General features: G+C 64.5%; 26 protein-coding genes. 7 read left to right on the top strand and 19 right to left on the bottom strand.

Going from position 1 to position 24670, the window contains the following annotated elements; genetic code table 11:
- Positions 1-63: 63 nt before the first annotated feature.
- Positions 64-783, top strand: coding sequence for a 2-phosphosulfolactate phosphatase (locus GKZ68_RS20140; RefSeq protein ID WP_254244083.1), 720 nt, complete (start codon positions 64-66; stop codon positions 781-783).
- Positions 784-787: 4 nt separating this feature from the next.
- Here GKZ68_RS20140 and GKZ68_RS20145 read toward each other — a convergent pair whose 3' ends face one another.
- The 6 genes from GKZ68_RS20145 to GKZ68_RS20170 form a co-directional block, all read right to left on the bottom strand.
- Positions 788-1702: an AraC family transcriptional regulator gene (locus tag GKZ68_RS20145; protein WP_173117966.1), complete on the bottom strand. Its 915-nt coding sequence runs from the start codon at positions 1700-1702 to the stop codon at positions 788-790.
- 79 nt (positions 1703-1781) lie between these two features.
- Positions 1782-2777: an aldo/keto reductase gene (locus GKZ68_RS20150; RefSeq protein ID WP_173117968.1), complete on the bottom strand. Its 996-nt coding sequence runs from the start codon at positions 2775-2777 to the stop codon at positions 1782-1784.
- 133 nt (positions 2778-2910) lie between these two features.
- Entirely contained in the window at positions 2911-3960 is a 1050-nt protein-coding gene (locus GKZ68_RS20155; protein WP_173117970.1) for an aldo/keto reductase, read from the bottom strand.
- Positions 3961-4085: 125 nt separating this feature from the next.
- Complete coding sequence (locus GKZ68_RS20160) at positions 4086-4592, bottom strand: hypothetical protein (RefSeq protein WP_173117972.1); 507 nt, start codon at positions 4590-4592, stop codon at positions 4086-4088.
- Positions 4589-5962, bottom strand: a complete 1374-nt coding sequence (locus GKZ68_RS20165) for an MBL fold metallo-hydrolase (protein WP_254244084.1) — start codon at positions 5960-5962, stop codon at positions 4589-4591. The genes GKZ68_RS20160 and GKZ68_RS20165 overlap by 4 nt, the downstream gene beginning before the upstream one ends.
- Positions 5963-6147: 185 nt before the next feature.
- On the bottom strand, positions 6148-6585 hold the full coding sequence (locus tag GKZ68_RS20170) for a hypothetical protein (protein WP_173117974.1): 438 nt from the start codon (positions 6583-6585) through the stop codon (positions 6148-6150).
- A gap of 263 nt (positions 6586-6848) precedes the next feature.
- Between GKZ68_RS20170 and GKZ68_RS20175 the strand changes: the two genes are divergently transcribed.
- Both GKZ68_RS20175 and GKZ68_RS20180 read left to right on the top strand, forming a co-directional pair.
- Positions 6849-7760, top strand: coding sequence for a LysR substrate-binding domain-containing protein (locus GKZ68_RS20175; RefSeq protein ID WP_173117976.1), 912 nt, complete (start codon positions 6849-6851; stop codon positions 7758-7760).
- A gap of 84 nt (positions 7761-7844) precedes the next feature.
- Positions 7845-8861 (top strand): YeiH family protein, encoded by a 1017-nt coding sequence (locus GKZ68_RS20180; RefSeq protein WP_173117978.1) that lies wholly within the window; start codon positions 7845-7847, stop codon positions 8859-8861.
- 23 nt (positions 8862-8884) lie between these two features.
- Here the strand turns inward: GKZ68_RS20180 and GKZ68_RS20185 are convergent, their stop codons facing one another.
- Positions 8885-9259 carry a hypothetical protein gene (locus GKZ68_RS20185; RefSeq protein WP_173117980.1) on the bottom strand — a complete coding sequence of 125 codons (375 nt, stop codon included), beginning with the start codon at positions 9257-9259 and terminating at the stop codon, positions 8885-8887.
- 233 nt (positions 9260-9492) lie between these two features.
- Here GKZ68_RS20185 and GKZ68_RS20190 point away from each other — a divergent pair, with 233 nt between their 5' ends.
- Positions 9493-11073 carry an amino acid permease gene (locus tag GKZ68_RS20190; RefSeq protein WP_173117982.1) on the top strand — a complete coding sequence of 527 codons (1581 nt, stop codon included), beginning with the start codon at positions 9493-9495 and terminating at the stop codon, positions 11071-11073.
- An 82-nt stretch (positions 11074-11155) separates the two neighbouring features.
- On the opposite strand, the gene GKZ68_RS20195 is transcribed toward GKZ68_RS20190, so the two are convergent.
- Both GKZ68_RS20195 and GKZ68_RS20200 read right to left on the bottom strand, forming a co-directional pair.
- Positions 11156-11587 carry a hypothetical protein gene (locus tag GKZ68_RS20195; protein ID WP_173117984.1) on the bottom strand — a complete coding sequence of 144 codons (432 nt, stop codon included), beginning with the start codon at positions 11585-11587 and terminating at the stop codon, positions 11156-11158.
- A 37-nt stretch (positions 11588-11624) separates the two neighbouring features.
- A complete protein-coding gene (locus GKZ68_RS20200; RefSeq protein WP_173117986.1) occupies positions 11625-11834 on the bottom strand; it encodes a DUF2945 domain-containing protein in 210 nt (69 codons plus the stop codon).
- 167 nt (positions 11835-12001) lie between these two features.
- Here GKZ68_RS20200 and GKZ68_RS20205 point away from each other — a divergent pair, with 167 nt between their 5' ends.
- Positions 12002-14020, top strand: coding sequence for an RICIN domain-containing protein (locus tag GKZ68_RS20205; protein WP_173117988.1), 2019 nt, complete (start codon positions 12002-12004; stop codon positions 14018-14020).
- A 422-nt stretch (positions 14021-14442) separates the two neighbouring features.
- Here GKZ68_RS20205 and GKZ68_RS22260 read toward each other — a convergent pair whose 3' ends face one another.
- A complete protein-coding gene (locus tag GKZ68_RS22260; protein ID WP_254244085.1) occupies positions 14443-14967 on the bottom strand; it encodes a hypothetical protein in 525 nt (174 codons plus the stop codon).
- 167 nt (positions 14968-15134) lie between these two features.
- Between GKZ68_RS22260 and GKZ68_RS22265 the strand changes: the two genes are divergently transcribed.
- The gene (locus tag GKZ68_RS22265; protein WP_254244086.1) at positions 15135-15287 is read left to right on the top strand and encodes a hypothetical protein; all 153 of its coding nucleotides are present in this window, start codon (positions 15135-15137) and stop codon (positions 15285-15287) included.
- 254 nt (positions 15288-15541) lie between these two features.
- Here GKZ68_RS22265 and GKZ68_RS20215 read toward each other — a convergent pair whose 3' ends face one another.
- The 8 genes from GKZ68_RS20215 to GKZ68_RS20245 all read right to left on the bottom strand — a co-directional run bounded on the left by GKZ68_RS20215 (position 15542) and on the right by GKZ68_RS20245 (position 21364).
- A complete protein-coding gene (locus GKZ68_RS20215; RefSeq protein WP_173117990.1) occupies positions 15542-15817 on the bottom strand; it encodes a hypothetical protein in 276 nt (91 codons plus the stop codon).
- A 105-nt stretch (positions 15818-15922) separates the two neighbouring features.
- Complete coding sequence (locus tag GKZ68_RS22470; protein ID WP_173117992.1) at positions 15923-17575, bottom strand: NAD(P)-binding protein; 1653 nt, start codon at positions 17573-17575, stop codon at positions 15923-15925.
- 29 nt (positions 17576-17604) lie between these two features.
- Complete coding sequence (locus GKZ68_RS22280; protein WP_254244305.1) at positions 17605-18309, bottom strand: hypothetical protein; 705 nt, start codon at positions 18307-18309, stop codon at positions 17605-17607.
- Complete coding sequence (locus tag GKZ68_RS22285) at positions 18264-19088, bottom strand: hypothetical protein (protein WP_254244087.1); 825 nt, start codon at positions 19086-19088, stop codon at positions 18264-18266. The genes GKZ68_RS22280 and GKZ68_RS22285 overlap by 46 nt, the downstream gene beginning before the upstream one ends.
- A gap of 91 nt (positions 19089-19179) precedes the next feature.
- Complete coding sequence (locus GKZ68_RS20230) at positions 19180-19395, bottom strand: DUF350 domain-containing protein (protein WP_173117994.1); 216 nt, start codon at positions 19393-19395, stop codon at positions 19180-19182.
- An 18-nt stretch (positions 19396-19413) separates the two neighbouring features.
- Complete coding sequence (locus GKZ68_RS20235) at positions 19414-19626, bottom strand: hypothetical protein (protein WP_173117996.1); 213 nt, start codon at positions 19624-19626, stop codon at positions 19414-19416.
- Between the two features lie 11 nt (positions 19627-19637).
- A complete protein-coding gene (locus GKZ68_RS20240) occupies positions 19638-20969 on the bottom strand; it encodes a hypothetical protein (RefSeq protein WP_173117998.1) in 1332 nt (443 codons plus the stop codon).
- Positions 20966-21364: an S-adenosylmethionine decarboxylase family protein gene (locus tag GKZ68_RS20245; protein WP_254244088.1), complete on the bottom strand. Its 399-nt coding sequence runs from the start codon at positions 21362-21364 to the stop codon at positions 20966-20968. Before GKZ68_RS20245 ends, GKZ68_RS20240 begins: the two co-directional genes overlap by 4 nt.
- 145 nt (positions 21365-21509) lie before the next feature.
- Between GKZ68_RS20245 and GKZ68_RS20250 the strand changes: the two genes are divergently transcribed.
- Positions 21510-21929, top strand: a complete 420-nt coding sequence (locus tag GKZ68_RS20250; RefSeq protein WP_173118000.1) for a hypothetical protein — start codon at positions 21510-21512, stop codon at positions 21927-21929.
- Positions 21930-22029: 100 nt separating this feature from the next.
- Here GKZ68_RS20250 and GKZ68_RS20255 read toward each other — a convergent pair whose 3' ends face one another.
- Positions 22030-24432, bottom strand: coding sequence for a M4 family metallopeptidase (locus tag GKZ68_RS20255; RefSeq protein WP_217275282.1), 2403 nt, complete (start codon positions 24430-24432; stop codon positions 22030-22032).
- Between the last annotated feature and the right edge of the window lie 238 nt (positions 24433-24670).

Below are 24670 nucleotides of genomic sequence, written 5' to 3' on the forward strand. Positions count from 1 at the left end.
GTAGAGATGCTTCGATAAGCGCAGCATGACGTTCTGTTATAAATACTTACCAAGTAGTAGATTATGAAACTCGACGTTTGCTTTTCGCCCGAGCTGCTGCCGCTCTACGACCTGCGCGGCCGGGTGGCCGTTATCGTGGACGTGCTGCGCGCCACCAGCACCATCGTTACGGCGCTGGCGGCGGGCGTCACGGAGGTGTTTCCCACGGCTACCCTGGAGGAGTGCGCCGCGCTGGGCCGCGAGCAGGGCTGCATCACGGCGGCCGAGCGCGATGGTATCGCCGCTGCGGGCTTCGATTTGGGCAATTCACCCTTCGGCTTTCTCGACGGCAAGCTGGCGGTGCCGGGCCGGGCGCTGGCCATCAGCACCACCAACGGCACCATGGCCCTGCACCGCTCGCTCACGGCCGAGGCCATCGTGTGCGGCTCGTTTCTCAACCTAAGCGCGGTGGTCGATTTCGTGGTGGCGCAGGGGCGCGACGTGCTGGTGGTGTGCGCCGGCTGGAAGGGCAGCTTTTGCCTCGAAGACAGCCTCTTCGGTGGTGCGCTGGCCGAGCGGCTAGCCCCGCTGGGCTTCGACATTGCCTCCTCCGATGCCGCGCTGGCCGCCCTGCACCTGTGGCAGCACGCCAAGCCTACCTGGCCCGAATACCTGCTGCAATCGGCCGCCGTGCGCCGCCTCAATGCCCTGGAGGCGCACGACGACTTCACGTTTTGCATGCACGTCGATACCCACCCGGAGATTTTGCCCATCTGGCGCACCGACCGGCTGGTGCGCGGCTAGGGTACTACTGCGCCGAAAACCGGTAGGCCGCCGGCGTAAGGCCCGTTTTGTTCTTAAACAGCCGGCTGAAATACTGCGGGTACTCAAACCCGAGTTGAAAAGCCGTTTCATTGATGGTGAGCGACGTGCTGAGCAGCAGGCGCTTGGCTTTTTCAATGAGCGCGTGGTGGATGTGCTGCTGCGTATTTTGGCCGGTGAGCGAGCGCAGCATGTCGCCCAGGTAAGCCGGCGACACGTGCAGGGCGTCGGCGAAGTACTGCACCGTGGGCAGCGGCTGGCTTTCGCCCTGGGCAAAATAGCTAGTCAGCAGCGCTTCAAAGCGACTCAGCAAGTCGTGCTCGGCCGGCCGCCGCGTCAGAAACTGCCGGTGGTAGAAGCGGTTAGCGTAGTTAAGCAGCACGTCGAGCTGCGACACCAGCACATCCTGGCTGAAGCCGTCGATGGGCTGCTCGCACTCGCGCCGCAGGCCTTCTACCACGCCGTCGAGCAGGCTTTCTTCCCGGCCCGAGAGGTGCAGCGCCTCGTGCACCTGGTACGAAAAGTAGGTGTAGCCCGCCAGCTTCTTGGCCAGCGGGTACTTGCGCAGCAGGTCCGGGTGAAAGACGAGCAGCCAGCCGCTCAGCTCCGAAGTGTCAATCGAGTCGTTGCCCTCGCAGAGCTGCCCCGGCGCGTAAAATGCCAGCACGCCTTCGCTGAAATCGTAGGCCCGGTGGCCGTACTGAATACGGCCCTTCAGGTTCTTCTTCAAGGCGATGAGGTAGAGCTCCCGCCACGCCGGCCCGCTAAGGGGCGTGTGGTGCGGCGCGTGCTGCAGGTCAATTACCGTGAGCAGCGGATGCACCGGCGGCGGAAAGCCGAAGTGCTGCGTGAAGTCCGACACCGTGGCTAGGGTGCGAAACTCTTTAGGTGGCTGTTTCATAACGGAAAATCGTGTAAAAACTGTCTGGCAGATAGCGCGGGGCTCTGCCCCGTGCCAGCAATGCTAACTCAACGGGCTGCTAAAACCCCGCCGGATATGCCGCGCCCGCGGCGCTGCCCACCGGCATGATGGCATCGAGCTCGGCCAAATCGGTGGCGCTCAGCACAAGGCTGGCGGCGGCCACGTTGGCTTCGAGGTACTTACGGCGCTTGGTGCCCGGAATTACCACTACGTCCTGGGCCAGCACCCAGGCCAGGGCTAGCTGGGCGGGCGTCACGCCTTTTGCGGTAGCCTGGGCTTTGAGCTTCTCTACCAACTCCAGGTTCTTATAGAAGTTTTCGCCCTGGTAGCGCGGAAACCAGCGCCGCGAGTCGTTGGCCTCGAAGTCGTCGGGCGTTTTAATATCGCCCGACAAAAAGCCCCGGCCCAGCGGCGAATACGCCACGAAGCCAATGCCCAGCTCGCGCGCCGCCGCGATGATGCCCTCGTCCTCCACCCGCCGGTCGAAGAGCGAGTACTCGCTTTCCAGCGCCGAAATGGGGTGCACGGCGTGGGCGCGGCGCAGCGTGTCGGCCGGCACTTCGCTCAGGCCTAGGTAGCGCACTTTGCCTTCTGCTACGAGGCGGCTCATGGCACCCACGGTTTCTTCGATGGGCGTGGCGGGGTCTACCCGGTGCAGGTAGTAGAGGTCCACGTAGTCGGTACCCAGGTTGCGGAGCGAGCGCTCGATGCTCTTGCGCACGTACTCGGGCCGGCCGTTGTAGCCGCCGGTCCACTGCTCGTTGTCGTCTACTTCGAAGCCGAATTTGGTGGCCACGGTGAACTTGTCGCGCTGGCCGGCCAGTACCTTGGCTACCAGGCGCTCGTTTTTCATCGGGCCGTAGAGGTCGGCCGTGTCGAGCATGTCCACGCCCAGCTCCAGGGCGCGGTGCAGAGTGGCCAGGCTCTCGGCCTCGTCGGCTTCGCCGTATACGCTCATGCCGTTGACGCCGCCGGTCATGCCCATGCAGCCCAGGCCTTCGACCGACACGTGCAGGCCCTGGGTGCCCAGCGGTACTTTCTTGATAGTGCTCATAATGCGTTGCTTACAGAGGTTTTAGAAAGAAAATTCAACCTCACAAAGGTCCCGCAGCAGGCCAGGGCCGCACCTATACAAATCAGCGTTTTTACAATACAAAACGCGTCCTGTATCGGTGCGCCTGGCTAGCCTAGCGCCAGCCCCGCACCGTGGCGCCGCCAAACACCCCCTTATTGCCAGCCGGCGAAAAGATGCCGTAGGGAAACACTGCCTCGGGCGCGCTAGCCTCGTTGAGCGCCCGCAACTGCTCGGGCGAGAGCTGAATATCGAGCGCCGCGATGCTGTCGTGCAGCTGCTCGACCCGGCTAGCCCCCACAATAGGCGCGCTCACGCCGGGCTGGGCCAGCACCCAGGCCAGGGCCACCTGCGCCAGTGGGCGGCCCTGCTGCGCGGCCACCGGCCGCAGCGCTTCCAGGATGCGCCAGTTGCGGTCAGTAAAGAGCGTGTTGCCGAATGGGTTAGGCCCGCTGAGTCGGCCTTCGCCGGTGGCGCCATTTTCAGCGCGCTGGTATTTGCCGGCCAGAAAGCCCGCCGCCAGCGGGCTCCACGGCGCCAGGCCCAGGCCGCACTCGCGGGCGGCGGGCACGTACTCGTGCTCGATGTTGCGCTCGACCAGCGAGTAGGCGAGCTGCATGGCCACGGGGCCGGGCACGCCGTGCGCGGCGGCCAGGGTCGCCGCCTTGGTAGCGTACCAGGCCGGCATATCAGAAAAGCCGAAGTAGCGGATTTTGCCGGCCCGCACGAGGTCGCCGAGGGTTTGCAGCAATTCTTCTGCGGGTGTCACCGCGTCCCACACGTGCAGCCAGTAGAGGTCCACGTAGTCGGTACCCAGGCGGCGCAGCGAGCCTTCGAGGGCACGGTAAATCTGCTTGCGGCCGTTGCCGCCGGCGTTGGGGTTGCCAGCCTCGGCGCTAAAGCCAAACTTGGTGGCCAGCACTACTTTATCGCGCAGCTTCCGCTCGGCCAGGTAGCCGCCCAGCAACTCCTCGCTGCGCCCGCCGGCATACACGTCGGCCGTGTCGACGAAGTTGCCGCCGGCCTCGACGTAGGTATTGAAAATGGCCTGCGACACGTTGTCGGCCGAGCCCCAGCGGGCGGTGCCAAACGTCATGGTGCCCAAGGCTAGCGGGCTGACTACCAGACCCGAGCGGCCCAGCGTGCGAAAATCGGTAAGGGACATAGGAGTGGGACTAAGGGCATCCGTTGGCTAAACGGGTGTAGCCCCACAAAGGTCCAGCTTGGGCTAGCGGACGGCGGTATACAAACCGCGGCTTATGCTATACGAAGTGTAGCAGGCTACAAAGATTACCAGCCAGATAGTGCCCAATGCAGTCGTTTTCTAAAAGCTGTCAATGCTAGCGAACCGTTTGGACTTTGCTCAAGATTACTTTCTAAACTTATCTGACCTGCGTTGTCATCGCCTATGTAAAAGCTCTCAAAATCGGATAGCCGATAGGACAGACCATTCGCAGTAGGTAAGAGATGAACCTCAAAAATCAGTCGGTCCAGCATATTTCCCCATTCCTGGTGAGTTGTAAACTCAATACGAACCTCCTTGGGTAAGTCACCATAAGTAAGGGATTTAGCAGGTAGGCTCTGTGTGTTTTTAACTTTTACGTTGGTTAGTTTTTTTAAATACCAGTGACGAACTAATGCTAGCCGTGCAGCTTGAGTTTTTGCATTAGCAGGCCACGGTAACTGACCGATAAACTCAATTTTACCAGTAGCCTCATTACGGGGCCAAGGCCGGGCGACCTGGGCACAGGCCACCCGGCTAGCCAGTAGCAACAGGATAACTAGCAGCGTTCTCACGCCGATACCGGCGCAACTTCCGTCACCACCTCGCCCAAATCCAGTACTTCCACATCCGGGCGGGCGGCCTGGATGATGCTAGCCCCGGCCGCCGAGCGGTAGCCGCCCGCGCAATGCACGAGCACCGGCTTATCGGTCGGGATTTCACCCACCCGCTCGCGCAGCTCAGGCAGTGGGATGAGCAAGGCATTGGCAAACAGCGGGTCGTGGGCCTCGGTGCGGTTGCGGATGTCCACGATAGTGAACTGCTCGGGGTGCTGGCGCACGGCGGTCACATCTACGGTGGGGCTGGTGGCAGGCTGGGTGGCGGGGGCTAGCAACGCACCCTTGATGTTGCTTTCGTAGCCGATTTTGGCGGCCTTGCGCATCACCGCGTCAAGCTGAATCTGGGTGTCGGCCAGCAGGTAGAATTTCTCCTGCGGACCCACTACCGACCCTAGCCAGGTTTCAAACTTGCCGCCGTCCTGCAAATTGATAGCGCCGGGCAGGTGGCCGGCGCGAAACTTAGCGGCCGGCCGCGTGTCGATAACGAGCACGCCGGGGGCTAGCGCGGCGCCCGGTTGCAAGCGCGGCACGGCCCGGATGCTGTCCTCAAAATTGGGCGCGCCCTGCTTGTTGAGCTGCACGTCGTGCCCAAAGTACTTGGGCATAAACGGCTGGTCTGCGAGCAGCGCTTTTACAAACTCGGGCTCCGACATGGGTTGCAGGGCGTAGTTGGTGGCTAGCTCTTTGGCAATGGTACTGTCGAGGTCGGGGCTGGTAGTTTTGCCGCAGAGCGAGCCGGGGCCGTGGGCCGGGTACACGCGCGTGGTGGGCGGCAGGGCCATGAGTTTCTGGCGCAGGCTGGTGTAGAGCTGGGCGGCGAGCTCCTCGCGGGCGTGGCCGCCGCCGGCCTCAGCCTCGCGCAGGTCGGGCCGGCCCACGTCGCCCACAAACAGCGTGTCGCCGGTAAAGACGGCGCGGGTCTGGGCGGCTTCGTCCATGAGCAGCACGCTGATGCTATCGGGCGAGTGGCCGGGGGTGCTGAGGGCGTGCAGCTCGACGGTGCCGAGCTTAATACGGTCGCCGTCGTCGAAATTCTTGTGGGGGTAGCGGGCGCCGGTGAGCTTGCTGCAATAGATGGTGGCAGCGGTTTCCTGGGCTATTTCCAGGTGGCTGCTCACGAAGTCGGCGTGGGGGTGCGTTTCAATCACGGCCACTATCTGGGCGTCGTGCTCGTCGGCAAAGTCGTAGTAGGGCTGCGGGTCGCGGCCGGGGTCGATAACGGCCACCTGCCGGCCCGCCCTGATGGCGTAGGAGGCGTGGGCCAGGCCTTTATCGTAAAACTGCTGAATTTGCACCGCGGGGGTGCTACTACTGGGTAAGGGCATTGGGGTACGGTGGCAGCGGATGAGCTAAACGCCTGATTATCGGGCTGCCGGGGTAGGTGACAGGGTCAAATATAACGAGCCGCCCCAACATCGGGCCGGCCCCCGTAGTTCGCCGCGCCGCGCCGGGCAGCAAAAAAGCCCCGGCCGTAGGGCCGGGGCTTTGAGGCGATGCACTGAAGCGAAAGCTAGCTTTTAGACTTCGGCTCGCCTTCGTGCTTGCCGTGGCGATGATGCTCTTTCTGCATGGCACTGAGCTTGCCGTATTGGTCGGCGCTGAGCACGCCCTGCAGCTGGGTCTGGTACTTGGCGTGGCCGGCTTCCATTTCCTGGTGCAGCGCCGCGCGCTGCTCCTTGGCCGGGTATTTGGCCTTAAGGGCCTGGCCTTCCTGGGCCTGGGCCAGCATGATTTGATGCACTTGGGCTTGCTGCTGGGCCGTGAGGCTCAGCTTTTTGGTGAGCATGGCCGTGCGGTGCTCGGCGCGCTGCTCGGGGGTTTTGTGCTCGCCTTTGCCCATGCGGTGCACGCGGTGGGTGGGCAGCTGGGTGGTGGTAGCAGGCGTGGTCTGGGCAAAGCTGGCGGTGGCAAAGGCCATGGCGGCCAGCAGAAGCAGGGACTTTTTCATAATCAGGAATAAAAAACTGGTAAGCAGAAAAAAGAGGAAAAAAGCAGGAGGCGCGGCCGCGCTGGCTCCGGATGCCAGGGGAAATACAAGGAGCGCGCCAAAGCTGCCCGGCACTCATAACTCCCCTGCCTATGCCGATAGAAGCCATTTTTTTGCCGACGAAGCGGGCTAGCCTCATCGGCTGGCCCCTGGCCCGGCCAACGTAACTAGCGGGGCCGAGCTGCGCTAGCGTCCGGCTCGGCCCCGCGCCCGACCTTTGCCATATGACTGATTTTCGCCTGCGCGTATTTGCCGCCGTGGCCCGGCACCTGAGCTTCACCAAGGCCGGGCAGGAGCTGTTTGTGAGCCAGCCGGCCGTTACCAAGCACATTCGCGAGCTGGAGGCCCAGTACGGCCAGCGCCTGCTGGAGCGGCGCGGCAACCGCGTGAGCCTCACCGAGGCCGGCCGCCTGCTGCACGCCCACGCCGAGGCCGTGGCCGCCAGCAGCCAGCAGCTCGCCGAGCAGCTGCTGGGCCTGCGCGACCCCGACGAGGCCGCCGGCCGCCTGCGCCTGGGCGCCAGCACCACCCTCAGCCAATACGTGCTGCCGGGCTGGCTGCCCGCGTTTCAGGCGCGCTACCCGCAGGTGCAGCTGAGCTTGCTGAGCGCTAACAGCGAGCGCATTGCCGAGGCGCTGCTGCGCGGCGAGCTGGATTTGGGTTTCGTGGAAGGTCGCACCAAAAACCGTGATTTGCACTACGAGCTGCTGCTGCCCGACGAGCTGGTGGCCGTGCGCCGGGCCACGCCCGCCGGCCCGCCCACCCGGCCCCTCCCGCTGGCCGAGGCGCTGGCCAGCCCGCTGGTGCTGCGCGAGCGTGGCTCGGGCACCCTCGAAGTGCTGGAAATGGCCCTGCGCGAGCGTAAAATCAAACTAAGCGAGCTGCGCGTGGCCTTTTACCTCGACAGTACCGAGGCCATCAAAAGCTACCTCGAAGCGGCCCCCGAGGCGCTAGGCTTCGTGTCGCGCCAGGCCTTGGCGCGCGAGCTGGCGGCGGGCCTGCTCGAAGTGGTGCCTGTGCAAGGACTGGCGCTGCCCCGGCAGTTTGAGGCAGTGTGGGTGCAAGGCCAGCCGCTGCCCCGCCCGGCGCAGCGATTCCTGAGCTATGGGCAACAACGCGCTAAAACAGTTGCATAACTTTTGGTTATGTGCAATAAGTATTTGTAATTACCATTCTGAGAGTGGCTTGCGTAATTTTGGGGCGTTCATTAAGCACCCCCCATGCCCACGCTACTCGAAGATTCGTCGCCGGCTGCTGCCCCGGCCACCGGTTTTTTTCGCCATTTTCATACCCAGCGTTTGGTGCTGGGCCGGTTGGTATCGCTGCGCCAAGTGGTGTTTGGGCTGCTGCTAGTGTTTTGCCTCACGCCCTGGGCGTCGCCGCCGCTGGCGCTGGCGCTCGGGCTGGCCCTGGCCCAAACGGTGGGCAATCCTTTCGTGGCGCGTACCAAAAACCTGACTGCTAAGCTGCTGCAATTCTCGGTTATCGGCCTGGGCTTTGGCATGAATGCCCACGCGGCGGTGCAGGCGGGCCGGCAGGGCATCGTGTTTACGGTGGTGTCGATTTTTGGCACGCTGCTGCTGGGCTTTGTGGTGGGCCGGTGGCTAGGGTTGGGGCGGCACGTGGTGCACCTCATCTCGTGCGGCACTGCTATTTGTGGCGGCTCGGCTATTGCGGCCATCGGGCCGGTGCTGCGGGCCAAGGATGAAGAAATGTCGGTGGCGCTGGGCACGGTGTTCGTGCTCAATGCGCTGGCGCTGTTTACGTTTCCGCCCATTGGCCACGCGCTGCATCTTAGCCAGCAGCAGTTTGGGCTGTGGTGCGCCATTGCCATTCACGACACCAGCTCGGTAGTAGGCGCGGGGGCGGCCTACGGCAGCCAGGCCCTCGAAATAGCCACCACCGTGAAGCTGGCCCGCGCCCTGTGGATTATTCCGGTATCGCTAGGCACGGCCTTGCTTTTTAAGCAGAAAGGTGTAAAAATCACAATTCCGTATTTCATTGTAGGCTTCGTGCTGGCCATGCTTTTCAACACCTATGTGCCGGCCGCCAAGGCGCTAGGCCCCCTGATGGTAAGCCTGGCCAAGACGGGCCTTACGGCCACGCTGTTCTTCATCGGCGCGGGCTTGTCAAACAGCGTGCTGCGCGTGGTGGGCCTCAAACCCTACGTGCTGGGCATTGTGCTGTGGCTGGTGATTGCCGGCGCCTCCCTCTTTGTCATTCAGCACGCGGTGTAGCGGGCTAGCCCGGCCCTTGGGGACTAGCGCCCCACTTGGCTGGTGCTGTGCAGCTGCCCGATGCGGGCGGCCTTGTATTGCTGGTAGCGTACGTACTGCGCCGGCGTGAGCACCCCGCGAATGAGCTCGTCGGACTTGGCGCGGTCGAAGGCCATGGCCGTGCGTAGGCCGCCGGGGTCGCCCTGGTGCGCTGCCAGGTCGGCATCCAGGTGCTGGCGGGTGAGCAGTAGCACCTGGCGCAGGCGCGCGTGCTGGTCGGGCGAGAGGCCCAGCTCCTGGGCCATGCGTTGGGCCTGGCTAGCAGCGGCAGCGGCCTGCATAGCCGGCGTGGTTTGGGCGGCGGCCGGGCCGGCCAGCACTCCTAAGATGGCCAGGGTCAAGAAAGATTTTAAAAACATAAAATTTTGCTAATCAAAAAGAAAGTAAGGTGAATAGGGGAGGCTGATGGGCCGTGGCCGGCGGCCGGGCCGGGCTGCACCTGCCGGGGCGGCAAAGGGGCGGCCGGGTAGCTGGCGGGCCAGTCGCAAAGTTTAGCGTATTTTCGGCCCGGCTGACTATGGCGCAGCCCCAGCTCAACGCAAAATAACCGTTCCTATTTCCTCCTCTTTACTCGTTCTTTACTTCCTCTTGCATGGCTAGTATTTTTGCCAAAAAACCGCTTGCCCAGCTCCTGGGCGAAGCCAACTCGACCGGCCACGGCGCGCTCAAGCGCACGCTGGGCGCCGGCAACCTCGTGGCGCTGGGCGTGGGCGCCATCATTGGGGCGGGCCTGTTTGTGCGCACGGCCAGCGCGGCGGCCCAGGCTTCGGGGCCGGGCGTAACGCTGGCGTTCGTGCTGGCCGCCTTCGGCTGCGTGTTTGCCGGCCTGTGCTACGCCGAGTTTGCGGCCATGATTCCCATTGCCGGCTCGGCCTACACCTATGCCTACACCACGATGGGCGAGTTTGTGGCCTGGGTTATCGGCTGGGCGCTCATCATGGAATACGCGCTGGGCGCGGCCACCGTGAGTATTGCCTGGAGCGAATATCTCAATAAGCTCTTGCAGGTCTTTGGCACCAGTTTACCCTATAATCTCAGCCACTCGCCCTTCGAGCACGCCGTCATCAATGGCGTCACCGAGCACGGTCTCATCAACTTGCCCGCGCTGCTCATTATCGTGATGCTGAGCTTGTTGCTGGTAAAAGGTACTCAGGAGTCGGCCCTGTTCAACGCCGTCATTGTGGTGCTCAAAACCCTCATCGTGGTGGTTTTTATCGCCGTAGGCTGGCAGTTCATCAATCCTACCAACCACACGCCCTACCTCATTCCGGCCGACGCCGTGGTGAAAAATGCGGCCGGCGAAGTGGTGCGCACCTACGAAGGGTTCTTTAAGCACGGCCTGGGCGGCATTATCGGCGGCGCGGGCATCGTGTTCTTCGCCTTCATCGGCTTCGACGCCGTGAGCACGGCCGCGCAGGAGGCGCGCAACCCCAAGCGCGACATGCCCATCGGCATCCTGGGTTCGCTGGCCATCTGCACGGTGCTCTACATCCTCTTTGGCCACGTGCTGACGGGCGTGGCCAACTGGCGCGAATTTGCCGACCCGGCCCTGGGCGGCGAGGCGAGCGTGGCCTATGCCATTCGGGCCCACATGCCCGGCTACGGCTGGCTAGCCACGGCCGTTACCGTTGGTATCCTGCTGGGCTTCACTTCAGTTATCTTGGTAATGCTGATGGGCCAGAGCCGCGTATTCTTCTCGATGGCCAAGGATGGCCTCATGCCCAAAGCCTTTGCTGAGCTGCACCCCAAGTTCAACACGCCCTACAAGTCCAACCTCATGCTGATGGTGTTTGTGGGCTTGTTCGCGGCCTTCGTACCGGGCGCGCTGGCCGGCGACCTTACCTCGTTTGGCACGCTGCTCGCCTTCGTGCTGGTGAGCCTCGGCGTGTGGATTATGCGCAAGTCGGACCCCGACCAGCCCCGCCCGTTTCGCTCGCCGCTCTCCACGCCGGCCTTTCCGCTGGTGCCCATCATGGGCGCCCTCGTGTGCACCTTGCTGATTGTGGGCCTCGACTCATTCACCCTGCAAGTGGCCTTTGGCTGGATGCTGCTCGGCTTTATCGTGTACTTCCTCTACGGCAAGCGCAATTCGATGCTGCAAAAAGGCATCGTGGTAGTGCCTACCGAGATGGACGAGGAAGCATTCATCAAGCCCGACCCGCAAAATCGCTAGCCCGCTAGCCATCAGCTTATAAAAAAGTCTCGCCAAATACTTGGTGGGGCTTTTTTTACGTCTTCCCCTCGCTGGCCTCCGGCTAGCTTACCCCAATGGCCGGCCGAAACTGCATCAGCCAGGCCAGCGCCTCGGCCTCGCTGGTAAACCAGTTGGCCCGGTACGCGGCCGACAGCACTATGGGCGCCGGGGGCGCGTAGTGCTGCGCTTGCAGGGCTAGCCACAGTTCGGGCTGCGCCACGAAGGCCAGGCAGGGCACGCGCCCGAGCGCGCGGTGCACGCGGGGCAAAAATTCGTCGCGCAGCCATTCATACACATCGAGGCGCTGCGGCGTAGGGTCGGCGCGGCCGTCGAGCAGCCAGAAGGGGCAGTGGTAGTGCTGCGCCCACGCTAGCAGCAGCTCGCACGCCTCAATAAACTCGGTAGTCGAGAGCGGCTGGCGCACGGTGCCATGCAGCAAAGGCGGTTGCGACTGGTACCGTACCGCGTAGTAGCAGGGTGGAGCGGGAGGCATACTGCTAAGGGTAAAATGTTTATTCTCATGAAGATACTCATTTTACCGGTTTTACTTCGCTTTGCAGCTTTAATACTTTGTCGCCATTGTCTTGCACAATCACCAGGGCCGGGTCGTCGGCCGAGCCGTTGCGGTGAATGTCGTGGCCCTTGATTTTGACGGTAATAGCTTCTTTGTGCACCGACTCGATTTTGCCGGTGGCCGTGCCGGTGCCGTACTTCCAGCTGACTTTAGTGCCCTTGCGCATGAAATGGGAGGAATAATCGTTTGGATTCTATACTGAAAAAGCCTGGTTGAAGATGTGCCCGGCTAGCCTTTGGTTCGGCCCGGGCGGGCCCGCGCCGGGGCGGGGGCCGCCGTTTCCGCCGCTTGCCCGACCTTTGCCCCATGCTGCGAGTACTTTTCCTGTGTCTGTTGGCACTTTCCGCCGTTGCCCAAACGCCCGTGGCGCCCGATAGCCGGGCCCTCTACGGCCTCATCAACCGCGCCAGTGGGCGCTGCCTCGACGTGGCCAGGGCTGCTACCACCAGCGGCGCCCCCGCCGTGCAGTGGGAGTTCACCCACGCGCCCAGCCAGCAGTGGCACCTGGTGCTTATCCGCGAAGGTGGCGAGTACTACCGCCTCGAAGCTAAGCACAGCGGCCAGTGCCTGACCCTGGAAGTGAGCGCCTTAGCCCCGAGCGGCGCCAACACACCGCTGGTGCAGCGGCCTTTTACGGGCGGCCTGGGCCAGCAGTGGCGCCTGGTGCCCACCGGCCAGGCGGGCTCGTTTCAGCTCGAAAACCGGCTCGATGGCCGCGTAGCGACCCTGGCGGTCAACGACAGATTTAATAATACGGCCATTGTGGCGGCGCGCAGCGTGGGGCGCCTCAGCCAGCAGTGGCGCCTGTTTCAGCTGCAGCTGAAGCTAGCCAGCGGGCCGCCCTACTTTGCCGCGCCCGAGCCGCTGGCGGCCGTCAACTCGCCTACGGGCAGTGAGCTGCAGCCGGTGCCCGCACCCGATGGCAAGACCTTGTATTTTACCCGCACCCGCTTTGCCGGCAACGTGGAGGGCGTGGCCGAGAGCGGCGACACTTGGCTGAGCCAGAGCACTGACCAGGGCCGCACCTGGGGCGCACCTACCCACCTCGATGCCCCGGCCGGCCTCAACACGGCCCAGAACAACGCCGTGCAGGCCGTGGTAGGTCCGGCCGCTAGCCCCGCGCTACTGGTGCGCGGCGCCTACGACGCGGCCGGCTTTCGCGATGAGGGCGTGTCGCGGGTGGCCGTCGCGGGCGGTGGCCGGCCGGTGGCGCTGCGCATTGCCGGATATTCCTCCACCAGCCCGGCCACCGGCTTTTTTATGACGCCCGACGAGAAAATCCTGCTCTTGTCATTGGAGCGCGACGACTCGCAAGGCGCTAACGACCTGTACGTGAGCCGCCCCGATGGGGCGGGCGGCTACACCGCGCCCGTGAGCCTGGGCGCGGTCGTCAACTCGCCGGGCTACGAGTTTGCGCCCTGGCTGGAGGCCGATGGCAAAACGCTGTACTTCGCTTCCTACGGCCACATGGGCTACGGCTCGGCTGATATTTTCGTGAGCCAGCGCCTCGACGAAAGCTGGACGCGCTGGAGCCAGCCCGAAAACCTGGGCCCGCGCTTCAACGGCCCCGGCTACGACGCCTTCTTCGCGCTGGGCCCCGACGGCACGGCCTACTACGCCAGCACCGGCACCAAAGACACGGCGCCCAAAAAGCTGTTTCGCACGCCGGTAGGCCCGCCGCCGGTGCCCGACTCGGCGGCCGTGGCGCAGGCGGCGGCGGCGGCCGCCAACCCGCTGGGCCAGGCGCGCGCCCTGCTCACGGGCCGCGTGCTCGATGCCCGCACCAACAAGCCGCTGGCAGGTGGCGCCGAAGTGCAGGCCCTGATGATAGGCGGCCCCATCGACTTTCGCAGCACGGCCCGGGCCGACCAGGTGGGCTTCCAGATGTCGCTAGCCCCCGGCCGCTACCGCCTGACGACTACGGCCGGCCTCCTCACCCGCATCGACACCCTGACGGTGCGGGCCGGTGAGTCGCGCCGCTACGAGCCGCGCCTCACGCCCGCCACCGTGGGCTCGCGCCTCGACCTGCCCGCCATCATCTTCACCCAGAGCCAGGCCAAGCTCCTGGGCTCGTCCTACGCCACGCTCAACACGCTGGCCAATTCGATGAAAGAGAATCCGAGCCTGGAAATCCGCCTCGAAGGCCATACCGATAACCAGGGGCCGGCCGATAAAAACCAGGTGCTCAGCGAGCAGCGCGTGGCCGAGGTGAAGCGCTACCTTGTGGGCCGGGGCGTGGCCGAAAGCCGCATCACCACCATTGGCTACGGCGGCTCGCGCCCCAAATTCAGCAACGACCGCGAGGAAACCCGCAAGCTCAACCGCCGCGTCGAGCTCGTCATTACGAAGTAGCTAGCCGGGCCCGCTACCTGTTTCAGCAGGTATGCCGGGCCGGGGGCTATGCCATCAGCAGGGCGGCGTGGCTAAGAATGCGGTAGTGCCGGGGCAGCGCGCAGGCCGGGCCGCCCCGAAGTGGCCGAGGGTGGCCGGCAGCAGGCTGAAAATGCGGTCAGCTGCAAAATAGTCTGCGCGGCGCGGCTTATCTGCTCGCCCAGGCCGCCAACAAACGAGGCAGACGCGCACTGCAGCGCCGCCTCAGCGGCGGCAATCTGGTACCTGGCCGGGTAGGCCGGTGGGCGCGTGGCCAAAATGCTGCGGCTAAACGGCCGTACCGAAAGCTACGTGCAAATACAGGCTGCCGGCCAGCTGGTAATCTTAGCGGCGGCGTGGCTAGCGTTGCGTTATTTAGTGAGAATGAGCCGGACGCTGCCACCTCAGGCGTGGCGGCCGCGCCGCCAGATGAAGCCGTCGAGCACGTAGTGGGTACTTTGGGGCAGCGCCAGCAGCGGCACCAGCCACCTGAGTACGCCCGGCGCGGCCACCGCCGGCAACTGCTGAAACCAGCCGAACACGGCGCCATGCTCGCGCCATACCAACCCATCCCACAGGCCTTCTTCGAGGAAGGCAAAAAGCACGATAACCCCCAAGAAGAGGGCTAGCCCGTAGCGGCCGGCCCACCAGCCGCGCCCACCAGCGCCGGCCGGGCGGCTGCTCCACACCAGCGCCAGGTAAGGCACACCGTGGGCCACCACATTGAGCAGCGTAAAGGCTAAGTCGCCGTTATACAGCACGATGCCGGCGTACCAGCTAGCGGCGGTGCCCGCCAGCAGCAGGTTGCGGGGCAGGTTGAAGCGGCGGGTGCGGGCGTAGAGCCAGGCCTCGCGGGCCGCGTAGGCGAGCAGCAGCGCCACGTAGAGGCCGGTGGCCAGCTGCCGGCCCAGCGGCCAGTTGTGCTGCACAAAGTCGCCGGCGACAAACCAATTAAAATTGCGCGGTGGCGATAAGTGCCAGTATAAGAGCGGGTAAAGCGTGGCAGCGTAGATGAGTACCGAAGGCAGCCATGCCCCGGCGCGGGTGCCTCGCCCCGGCCGTAGAGCCGCAGAAAGCCGTATTGCTGCCGCACGAAGTGAAACACGGCCAAATACGTGAGTGCCCGCCAGAATACCAGTGCGCCCGCCGCGTGCAGCGCCACCCCACCCGCGTAGCAGGCCAGCGGCACCACGGCCAGCAGCCCGGCGCGCTGCCGCCGCTGCTGCGGGTCGAAATACGTCTGAAATAGGGTGCCGTAGACGTGCGCCACGTCGATGAGCAGCACCACGCCCACCCAGGCCAGCAAGGGAAATGCGGCCGACTGCCGGTAGGTGGCCGGCAGCAGCGCCACCACCGCCAACGCCGCAAAGGGCGGGGCCAGAATCAGCCAGCCATCGTAGCGCGGCGAGCGCAGCCAGGGCTGAGAGCTAAACAGCGGGTGAGACATGAGTGCGTGCAAAATAGCGCGCGCTCATGTCTCACCCGCTGTTGGAGGAGTGCCGGCTAATTGGCACCGGTCCCGTTGGTGGTGCCGCTCGCCCCGGTGCTGCCCGTGGTGGGCGTGCCTGCGCCGCCCGTAGTAGAGCCGCCCATTGTGTTGCCCGCGCTCGTCGAATTGCTCATGCCGCCAACTTTGCTAGCGGCCGAATCGGTGCCCAGCGTGCTGCTGGGCGTGTTGGTGCTCGTGCTCGTGTCGCTCTTATTGCTGCCGCAGCTACTAAGCAAGGTGCCGCCCAGCAGCAAAGCCGCCAGGGGTAAAAAAGATTGGGAATGGCGCATAAAACTAAAAAATGGTTGGTAAAAGCACGAAGGCCACCTGCGTATACGGCGAGCAGCCAACTGCAACGGTAGGATAACTACTGATTTTTCGGCGCCCGCGCTCAGCTAGCCCACCGGTATTCCCAGCACCGCCCGCGCCGCCCGCAGCCCCTGGTGAAACGCTTCCTCAAACACCGACACGCCGCTAAGGTCGGTGTGGGCCAGGTGCACGCGGCCCCCTAGCCGGGGCTGCGCCGCCTGCGGGCGCGCCGCCCCCCACACGTAGCCGGGCGTGGGGGCCACCATGCCGTGGCCCCACACCCAGAGGTCGGCCGCCTGCACCTGGGCGGCCAGGCCGGGGTGCATCAATTCCAGCTCGGTGAGCACCAGGGCTAGCCAGTCGTGGTAAGTGCTGGCCAGGGCATGGCGGCGGGCGGCGGCGGGGTCGGCCGGGTCGGTGGGCAGGGCCCAGTAGAAGGTGAGGCTGCGCGGCTCGTTGGCCTCGTAGCCGCGCAGGGCCTGGTGCTCGGCGTCGAGGTAACCCAGCGCGGGGCTGCCGTAGCGCACGTTGTCCCAGCTCAGGGGCTGGCCGGGGCCACCGGGGTAGGCGGCCACCGTGAGGTTGGCTACCAGCCAGGGTGCGTGCAGCGGTGCCAGGTCGGGGCTAGCCGCCGGGGCGGGCAGCAGGTGCTTGGTCACGTGCCAGGGCGTGGCCACGATGACGTGCCGGGCCAGCAGCGTGGTGCTCTGGCGGGTGCGGGCGTCGTACACCTGCACCGCCACCTGGTTATCGCCAGCCTCGCGCATCCCAAACACCAGCGCCTCGGTGTGCACACGGCCAGGGCCACCCTGGGCGCGCAGGGCCTCGGCCAGAAAGTGATTACCCTGCGGCCAGGTGAGTACGGCATCGGGCGGGGCGTTGTGAGCGCGGCCCTTGCGGGCGGCAAAATAGTGCAGCCCGGCCCAGGCCGAAATTTGCGAAGCGGGTACCCCAAAGTCGTCGCGGTACGAATAATCGAGGTACCAGCGCAGGTACTCCGACTGGTAGCCGTGGCGGGCTAGCCAGGCGGCCATCGTTTCGGTATCGAGCTGGCGGGTGGCTGCATCGGTTGAGCACCAGGCTAGCGGCAGCCGAAACAAGTCCTGGCCATCGGGGCCGGTGGCGCGGCGCAGGCGCTCCATCTCGGCCAAAAAGCGGCTGATTTCGGCGCGGTCGGCGGCGGGCACGCCCACCTCGGGCACCAGCCCGGCCTGCCAGTGGCCGTGCAGCAGCAGGCGCTCGGCCGGGTCGTGGCAGAGCATAGTTTCCTCGTAGCTGGGCAGCCCCGTGGGGCCGTAGCCGGTCAGCACGCCCGCTGCCTGCAAAAAAGCCAGCAGCTCGGCGTCGCGCACGTCGGGGATGGGCAGGTAGTGCGCCCCCCAGGGGTAGGCGGTGCAGGCGTTGTGGCCGGTGGCCGCATTGCCGCCGGTATCGGCCGCCAGCTCTAGTAAGATGGTCGTGCGCTCGGGGGCTAGCTGGTGCAGCGCGCGCCGCGCCGCCAGCCCGCTCACGCCCCCGCCAATAATAACGGTATCAACGGTTTCGGTGCGCGTGGCCGGTGGGATTTTGCCGGGCGTGCGCAGCAAGTGGCCCAGCGCATAGCCCGCCCCGCGCAGCTGGCCCGGCACCGCCGTGCGGGCGGGCGCGCAGCCCGGCACGCTGCCCACCAGGCTAGCCAGCAGGGTGCCGGCTAGCCCGGCGCTGGCCTGGGTGAGGAACTGACGGCGGGGGAGGGGCATTGCGTGTAAGAAAGGAGGCTAACCGGCTGTTATTGCCCATACGGGCCCCATTCCTCCTCAAAATACCGCACCAGGGCCTGGTTATTCAGCTGATTAACTTCCGTAGGCACCTCGGCCATATCGGGCGGGAAGCTGCGCAGCTGGCTGATAACGGCCGGCGTGAGGTAGCGCAGCCCGGCCGGGAGCGCGCCGCCATCGGGCCGCCAGGTGCCGGGGCTAGCCTGGGCCAGCACGTAGCCCCACTCGCCAAACGAGGGCACGTAGGCGTGGTAAGGTACCGTGGCAAAGCCGCTGGCCACCAGCGTGTGCACCACGCACCAGTAGGCGCGGCGCGCCACGTAGGGCGAGGTGGCCTGCACTACCACCAGCCCGCCCGGCCGCAGGCGTTGGCGCAGGGTCTGGTAAAAAGCCGTGGTGTAGAGCTTGCCGATGGAGTAGTTGCCGGGGTCGGGAAAATCCACAAAAACCACGTCGTAGCGGGCGGTATCCTGGCGCAGCCAGGCGTAGGCATCGGCGTTGTGAATTTCGAGCTTGGGCGAGTGCAAGGAGTTGTGGTTCAGCTCGCGCAGCAGCTGGTTGCTGCGGAAGAGCCGGGTCATGGCCGGGTCGAGGTCGATGAGCCGGATGTGCTGCACCTGCGGGTATTTCAGGATTTCGCGCACGGCCAGGCCATCACCGCCGCCCAGCACTAGGATGCGGCGGGCGCGGGGCCGGTCTTGCAGCGCCGGATGCACCAGCGCCTCGTGGTAGCGGTACTCATCGGCGGAGCTAAACTGCAGATTACCATTGAGAAACAGCCGCAGCTCGCCCCGGTGGTTGCCGGTGAGCACCAGGCGCTGGTAGGGCGTGCTTTGGGCGTAGATAACGGTATCCTGAAAGACCTCGCCCTCGGCGTAGCGCTGGATGCGCTCGGCGCCTGCCACGCCCGCCCCAGCGCCAGCAGGGCCAGTCCGATGGCCGCCAGGTAGCGCCGCCGGTAGGGCCGCGTTTCGGCAAACGAGAGCAAACTCACGCCGGCCACCACCACATTCAGGGCCCCAAACAGCAGGGCCGTGCGCACCAGCCCGAGCCGGGGCACCAGCACCAGCGGGAATATTACCGCCGCCAGCAGTGAGCCCACGTAGTCGAAGGTGAAAACTCTGGCCACCAATTCCTTAAAGGCTAGCCGGCCCTGCAAAATGCGCAGCAGCAAGGGGATTTCTAGCCCCACCAGCGTGCCCAGCAGCCCCACCAGCCCGTAGAGCAGCACCCGAAACGAGCCCACGTGCGCAAACAGCCCAAACAGCAGCGGCGCCGAGGCGCCGCCCACCAGCCCCACCAAGATTTCGAGCCGGATAAACCAGCGCAGCAGCGGCCCGCCCAGGTAGCGCGACAGCCACGAGCCCACGCCCATGCTGAACAAGTACACGCCGATAACGGTCGAAAACTGCGTCACCGAATCGCCGAGCAGGTAAGAGGCCAGCGTGCCGGCAATCAGCTCATAGAGCAGCCCGCAGGTAGCTATCACGGCCACCGACCCGAGCAGCAGGGCCGGCCGGGGCGCGCCGGCGGCGGGGGCTAGCGCGGCGGCCCGCGCGCGGCGGCGGCGCGTTATCAGCGACCCCTCACCCATGAATGGCGGCGCTGATGATAAGGGCCACGGCCAGCATAAACGCCGCGCTCATAATGGCCAGGGCCGTGTTGTGCTCTTCCAGAATTTCGCGGCGCATGGTGCCCGGCGTCAGCTTGTTAAACAAATAAAAGCTGACCACCAGAATAGCGATGCCCAGCAGCGAGTACACGATGGAGGCGGTGAGGGCCTTAGGGTTGAGATATTCCATGTGAGGCTAGGGAAAAGGCTATTTGTGGTAGAAAACGCCGTGGCCACCGTGCGCCCCACCGTGGCTGCCCGGGCCGCCGCGCTCGGTTTCGGTGCTCTCGTTGTCGTCGCCGAGCAGGCGGTAGCCGCGCAGCCCGGCGCCCACAAAGGTGGCTAGCCCCAGCGCGGCCAGCCCCGCATACACTGGCCAGCGCCGGATGGCTAGCCAGTAGGCTTGCATAAAATCAGGCATAACAGGTGGGGTTAATTTTCGGTGGCATAAGGATTATAGTCGCTGCTGGCCCAGCGGTCTTGCTCGAAGCTGCGGCGGCGCCACCACACCCACAGGGGCAGCAGCGCCAGCGTGCCCAGCACCAGAAAGAAGTTGGACCAGAGCGAGGCATTCTCCTCGAGGCGCAGCAGCAAGGCCACGGCGCCGGTGTCTTTATCCAAGGTAGGGTAGAAATTGAAGTGGTAGCGGCCGGCCGGCACGGCGCTCAATACGGCATCGGCCGAGCGGCTGCCCTCGGTCCAGTGCTCGCCGTCTTCCACGCCTTCGTAATATTCGATGGAGCGGGTAAATTCGTAGCCCCGGCCGGTTTGCTCGTTCACGAGGCTGGCGGTTAGCTCGGCCCAGTGGTTGTTAAGGTCCGGAATTTCCAGCGTTACGGCCAGGTCACCGGGCTCGGGCAGCACAAACGACTTGGAAACCACCATTTGCTGGTAGCCAGCCCGGTCGGGCGAGGTTACCACAAATTCTTCCGCCCCATTCACCGTGGGCTTGAGCAAAAACAGGAGCATCTGCGCCAGCAGCAGTAGCGCCACCGCTAGCCCCGCCAGGCGCGCCAGCTCGGGCCAGTGCTGCGTAGGGTTGGGCTGGGCGGCGCCCACGCCCCGGCGCACGGGCAGGCTGGGGCGCGCCAGTCCGAAAGCTCCGGCTACTGCTTCGGGTTCAAGGTATTGGGCCAGGTACCAGGCGGGCTTGTCATTGCCTCGCTGCTCGCTCGCCAGCAGGTAGGGCGGGCTAATGTATTCGGTGAGCCGCAGGTTTTCGTCGTCGAGAATATCCCAATCGAACTCGCCCAGCGCCTCGCGGATGAGCGGCTGGTAGCGGTGCCACAGTTGATAATTGCGGCCCGTTTCGTCTTCCCAGCTGCCATCCTGCGCGATAGCTGGCGCTTGCCAGGCCCGCCGGATTAACAGCCAGTGCCCTTCATACTCGGCCAGCTGCAGCGGAAAATCGGCGGGGTCGCCGCCGGCCAGGGGCTCGGCGGGGCGCAGCTGGTACTCGCGCCACTCGGCCAGGCGGTCGTCTTTTTCGCCGCGCACCTGGTAGCCGGTGAGGCGGCAGCGGTAGCCGCCGAGCAGCGCCACCGCGCCCAGCGCCAGGCTGGGGCCGGGCACCAGGGCTTTCTTGAAGCCGTCGAGGCGCTGGGCGCCGCTGGCCGGCGCGGCCGGGTTGGCTCGAAAAAACGTGCGGCACTGGTAGCAGCCGAAGTAGCGGCTGTGGGCCGGGTCGTGGCAGGGCAGCTGCGTGGCGCACTGCGGGCAGGCCACCCAGGCTGCCGGGGCGGGGTTGGGAGCTGGCGCACTCATCGCAGCACTTCGGCGTAAGCTCGTTCTTCGCCCGCAAAAAAGGCCAGCGTTTCCTGGTACACGCGGCGCACGGTGGCGTGGTTGTCTTGCCGAAAATTCGACAAAAACACGTCGAACGTGGCCAGCCCGTGCTCGGGCCAGGTATGAATGCTCAGGTGCGACTCGGTGAGGGCCAGCACCGCCGTGAAGCCGCCGCTGCCGGCAAACGTGTGGTAGACTTCGCCCACGCTGGTGAGGCCGAGCCGGGCTATCAGGTGGCGAAAAAACAGCTGGCTGCCCGCGGCATCCTGCAGCCGGGCGGCGGGCGCCCCAAACGTGGCCAGCACGTGCAGGCCAGGGGCGTAGGGTGGCGGCAAAGCGCGCGGCGGGGCTAGCGGCAAAGGAGCGGTCGTCACGGCCGCAATACTACGGCCGGGGCTGCAAATGCAGCCGGCAGCCGGCACCAAGCGGCAGTTAGTGCCGGCTGCCTGGCCCTGCGCTGCGGCCTGGGCAGCCTGGGGGCAGTAGCTTTGTAAGTCCGTTTATTTCTTATCTTTTAGCATGACGCCCCGCGCGCAGGAAAAACTTTATTTTGAAAGCCCGGCCGGCCGGCTTTATTATAATAAGGCCGGCCACGTGCGCCTGGCCTGGGCGCCCGAACGCCTGTCGCTAGCCACCATCGAGGCCTTCTACGAGCAAACGCTGGCCTTGCTCAGCAGCACCGGCAGCCGGCGCATCTTATCCGAGCACGGCCAGCGGGCGCCCCTGCCCGCCGAGGCCCAGCAGTGGATTATCGCCAACTGGATACCGCGCGCCATGACCCAGGCCGGCGTGCGGCACTGCGCCATAGTGGAGGGGGCTAACCCCATGCACCGCCTCGCAACCCAGTCGGTAATCAGCGCCGCGCCGGCCGGCTTTGTGTTCAAGCGCTTCGATGCCATGCCCGAAGCCGAAGCCTGGCTAGCCAGCGTGGGCCAGTAGCCGGCCCGGCGGCTACTCATTCCTCCCAAAATCAACAAGCCCGGCCAACCTGGCCGGGCTTGTTGATTTTGGGAGCGGAATAGCAAATAGCACGAATAATTTATTGCTTCACAAAGCGTTGGATGAAGGTGTGCTGGCCATCGCTGGCGCGCAGCAGGTAGAGGCCACCGGCCAGGCCCGACACATCGAGCTGGCCATTGCCCTGGTAGCGGGCGGCCGGCACGGCGGCGCCGCGCACATCGAGCACTTCTACTTTGGTCAGCTCGGCGTTTGAGCTCAGCGACAAGGTGAGGGTGGTGAGGGCCGGGTTGGGGTAGAGGCTCAGCACGGCGTCGCCGCTAATGGTCGTGGCCGCGAGGCTAGCCGGGGCCGCAGCGGCAGCAATGGCCGCCCCACCCGTGATGGTGAGGGTATAATCCTCGGTTTCGCCGTAGCTGTAGCTGCCGCAGCTGGTAGTGCCCGAGTTATCGCTCATCACTACGCGCAGGCGGGTGCTGCCGTTTTTGGCCGTAGTAGGCACCGTAAAGGTGCTGTATAGCGTGCCGGCGCTGCTGCTGCTGCCGTTTACTACCAGCTCGCCGGCGTCGGTAAACACGCCGTTCTGATTGTAGTCAATGTAAACACTCCAGTACTCGGTATAGGCCGAGCCCGTGAAGCCAGCCGAGAAGTTGATGGTTTGGCTGCTGCCGGCAGCCACGCTGGTGCTGCTGGCCGAGCCATTGTAGTAGCCACCATCGGCGCCGCTGGTGCGGTTGATGCTGCCAATGTTCACCAGGTCAATGTACTCGTAGGACTGCGAGGTGCCTTTGCTGGTGCAGTAGCTCGTAGTGGGCGGGGGGGTAGTGCCGCCGTAGGCTGCTCCGACGCCCACCGCGTACCAGGCATTGGTGACGGCTTGCACCTGGGTCGAGCCCGCGCCGTAGAGGTCGGTCGCGGCCTGAATGGAGTAGCTACGGGCATTGGCGTAGGTAGAAGACGCCGTCATGTACACGCTCTCGGTGCGGAAGAGAATCTTAGCGGCCGCCGTAATACCCAGCGCCGATACCGAGAAGGACTTACCCAGCTCATTCGTACCGGTTTTACCCATGCTGATGAGGTAGTACCAGTAGTTGAGCACGCCCGAGTTGGTGTGCACGCCGCCGTTGTCGCTGGTGCCGGTATACCAGTACTTGCCCTTGTAGAGCGCGGGCTGGCTGTAGAGGTTAGGATTGCTCATCGAGCGCAGCGCGCCGCCAGCCTTCATAATGTCCTCGCCAATATCCCAGGTCGACTTGGTCAGGCCCAGGATGTCGCAGGTGTATTTCTCCACGCTGGCGCCCCAGCAGTCAGAGAGGCCTTCGTTCATGGCGCCCGACTCGTTGGAGTACGTCAGGTTGGCCGTGCTCTGGCACACGGCGTGGCCGATTTCGTGGCCGCACACGTCGAGCGCCGTGAGGGGCTTGAAGGTGGTAGCGCCATCGCCGTAGGTCATCTCGGCACCATCCCAATAAGCGTTTTCGTAGCTGGTGCTGTAGTGCACGTAGCTCTTGATTTTAGCCCCGGCGTTGTCGTAGCTGTTGCGGCCATGCACGCCTTTCCAGTAGTCGTAGGTGCTTTGGGCGCCAAAATGCGCATCGCCGGCCACATTATCGTAGTTGGCGTTGTTGTACTCGGCGGCCGTCCAGTTATTGTCGGCATCCACAAAGTCAACGGCCGCCGTGTAGCTGGTGCCTTTCTTCATATTGTAGGTTTCGATGCCCAGGCCGCGGGTGTACTCGCGCAGGTGGTAGCCGCCGGTGGCAGTTTCGTCGGCCAGTGAGCGGGTGCCGCTGTAGGCCGTGGCGAAGGTAGCGGTGCCCCCGGTGGCGTGCTTAATGATGGCATCGCGCAGCACCACCTCGCCGGTGTGCGCATCGACGTAGATATAAGCGCGGCTTACCGGCTGCTGGGCATACACGTTAAATTTCCAGGCTAGCACCAGTGGGCCGGTTTCGGGGTCCTGGCGGGCGTCGCGCACCAGTACCAGCTCGCCCTGGGGCTTGTAGCTGGCGGCGGGGTCATTTTCGCGCACTTTGAGGCCGGCTTCCTCGCGGGCATCCTGCCACATGTACTTTTTGGCGCCCACAAAGGTCATTGCCTTGGCCAGGGCTGCCTCGGCGCTCAGCGCGGGCGCAACGTTTACCGTCCCTATTTTCTCAAAATCGCCGCTCAGCGTCTCAATCTGGCCGCCGCGCGAGTGGGCCGTGTACGTGGCGTGCTCCACCTTCACGCCTTTGTAGTACTGCTCAAATTTTTGGTGGCTGAACCCGAGCTGGTCGGTTTCGACGCGGGCGGGCTTTAGCTGGTCGTTGGTACTCAGGGCCAGCTGCTGGCGGATGACCAGCTCGCCATCGACGGCGCGGGCAGCTGCGCGGCCGGCCGGCGAGAGCTGGATGAAGGTAGGCTGGCCATCGCGGCCAAGCTCTTTGAGGGATACGCGGCCGTCTTGCGCGCTAGCCAGGTGGGGGAGGGTTGCGGCGGACATGGCAAGCCAAGCCACTGCGTGGTACTTGTGGAACATAGGAAACTGGTTTGGTAAAGAAAAAAGAGCAAAGCCTGCGGAGCTATCCGAAGGCAGCGCAAGGTAAAAAAATCTTCTTTACCACCAAATTTCAAACTAAAATGAAGAAAAAATGAAGTCAAGTATTCTGCTGAAAGCCTGATTTACAAACAATTTAATCCATGCCTGGGCTGAAACCAGGTTTACATGCACTAAACCTGGT

The organism is Hymenobacter sp. BRD128 (genome assembly GCF_013256625.1).
In the GTDB taxonomy this organism is placed as follows: domain Bacteria; phylum Bacteroidota; class Bacteroidia; order Cytophagales; family Hymenobacteraceae; genus Hymenobacter.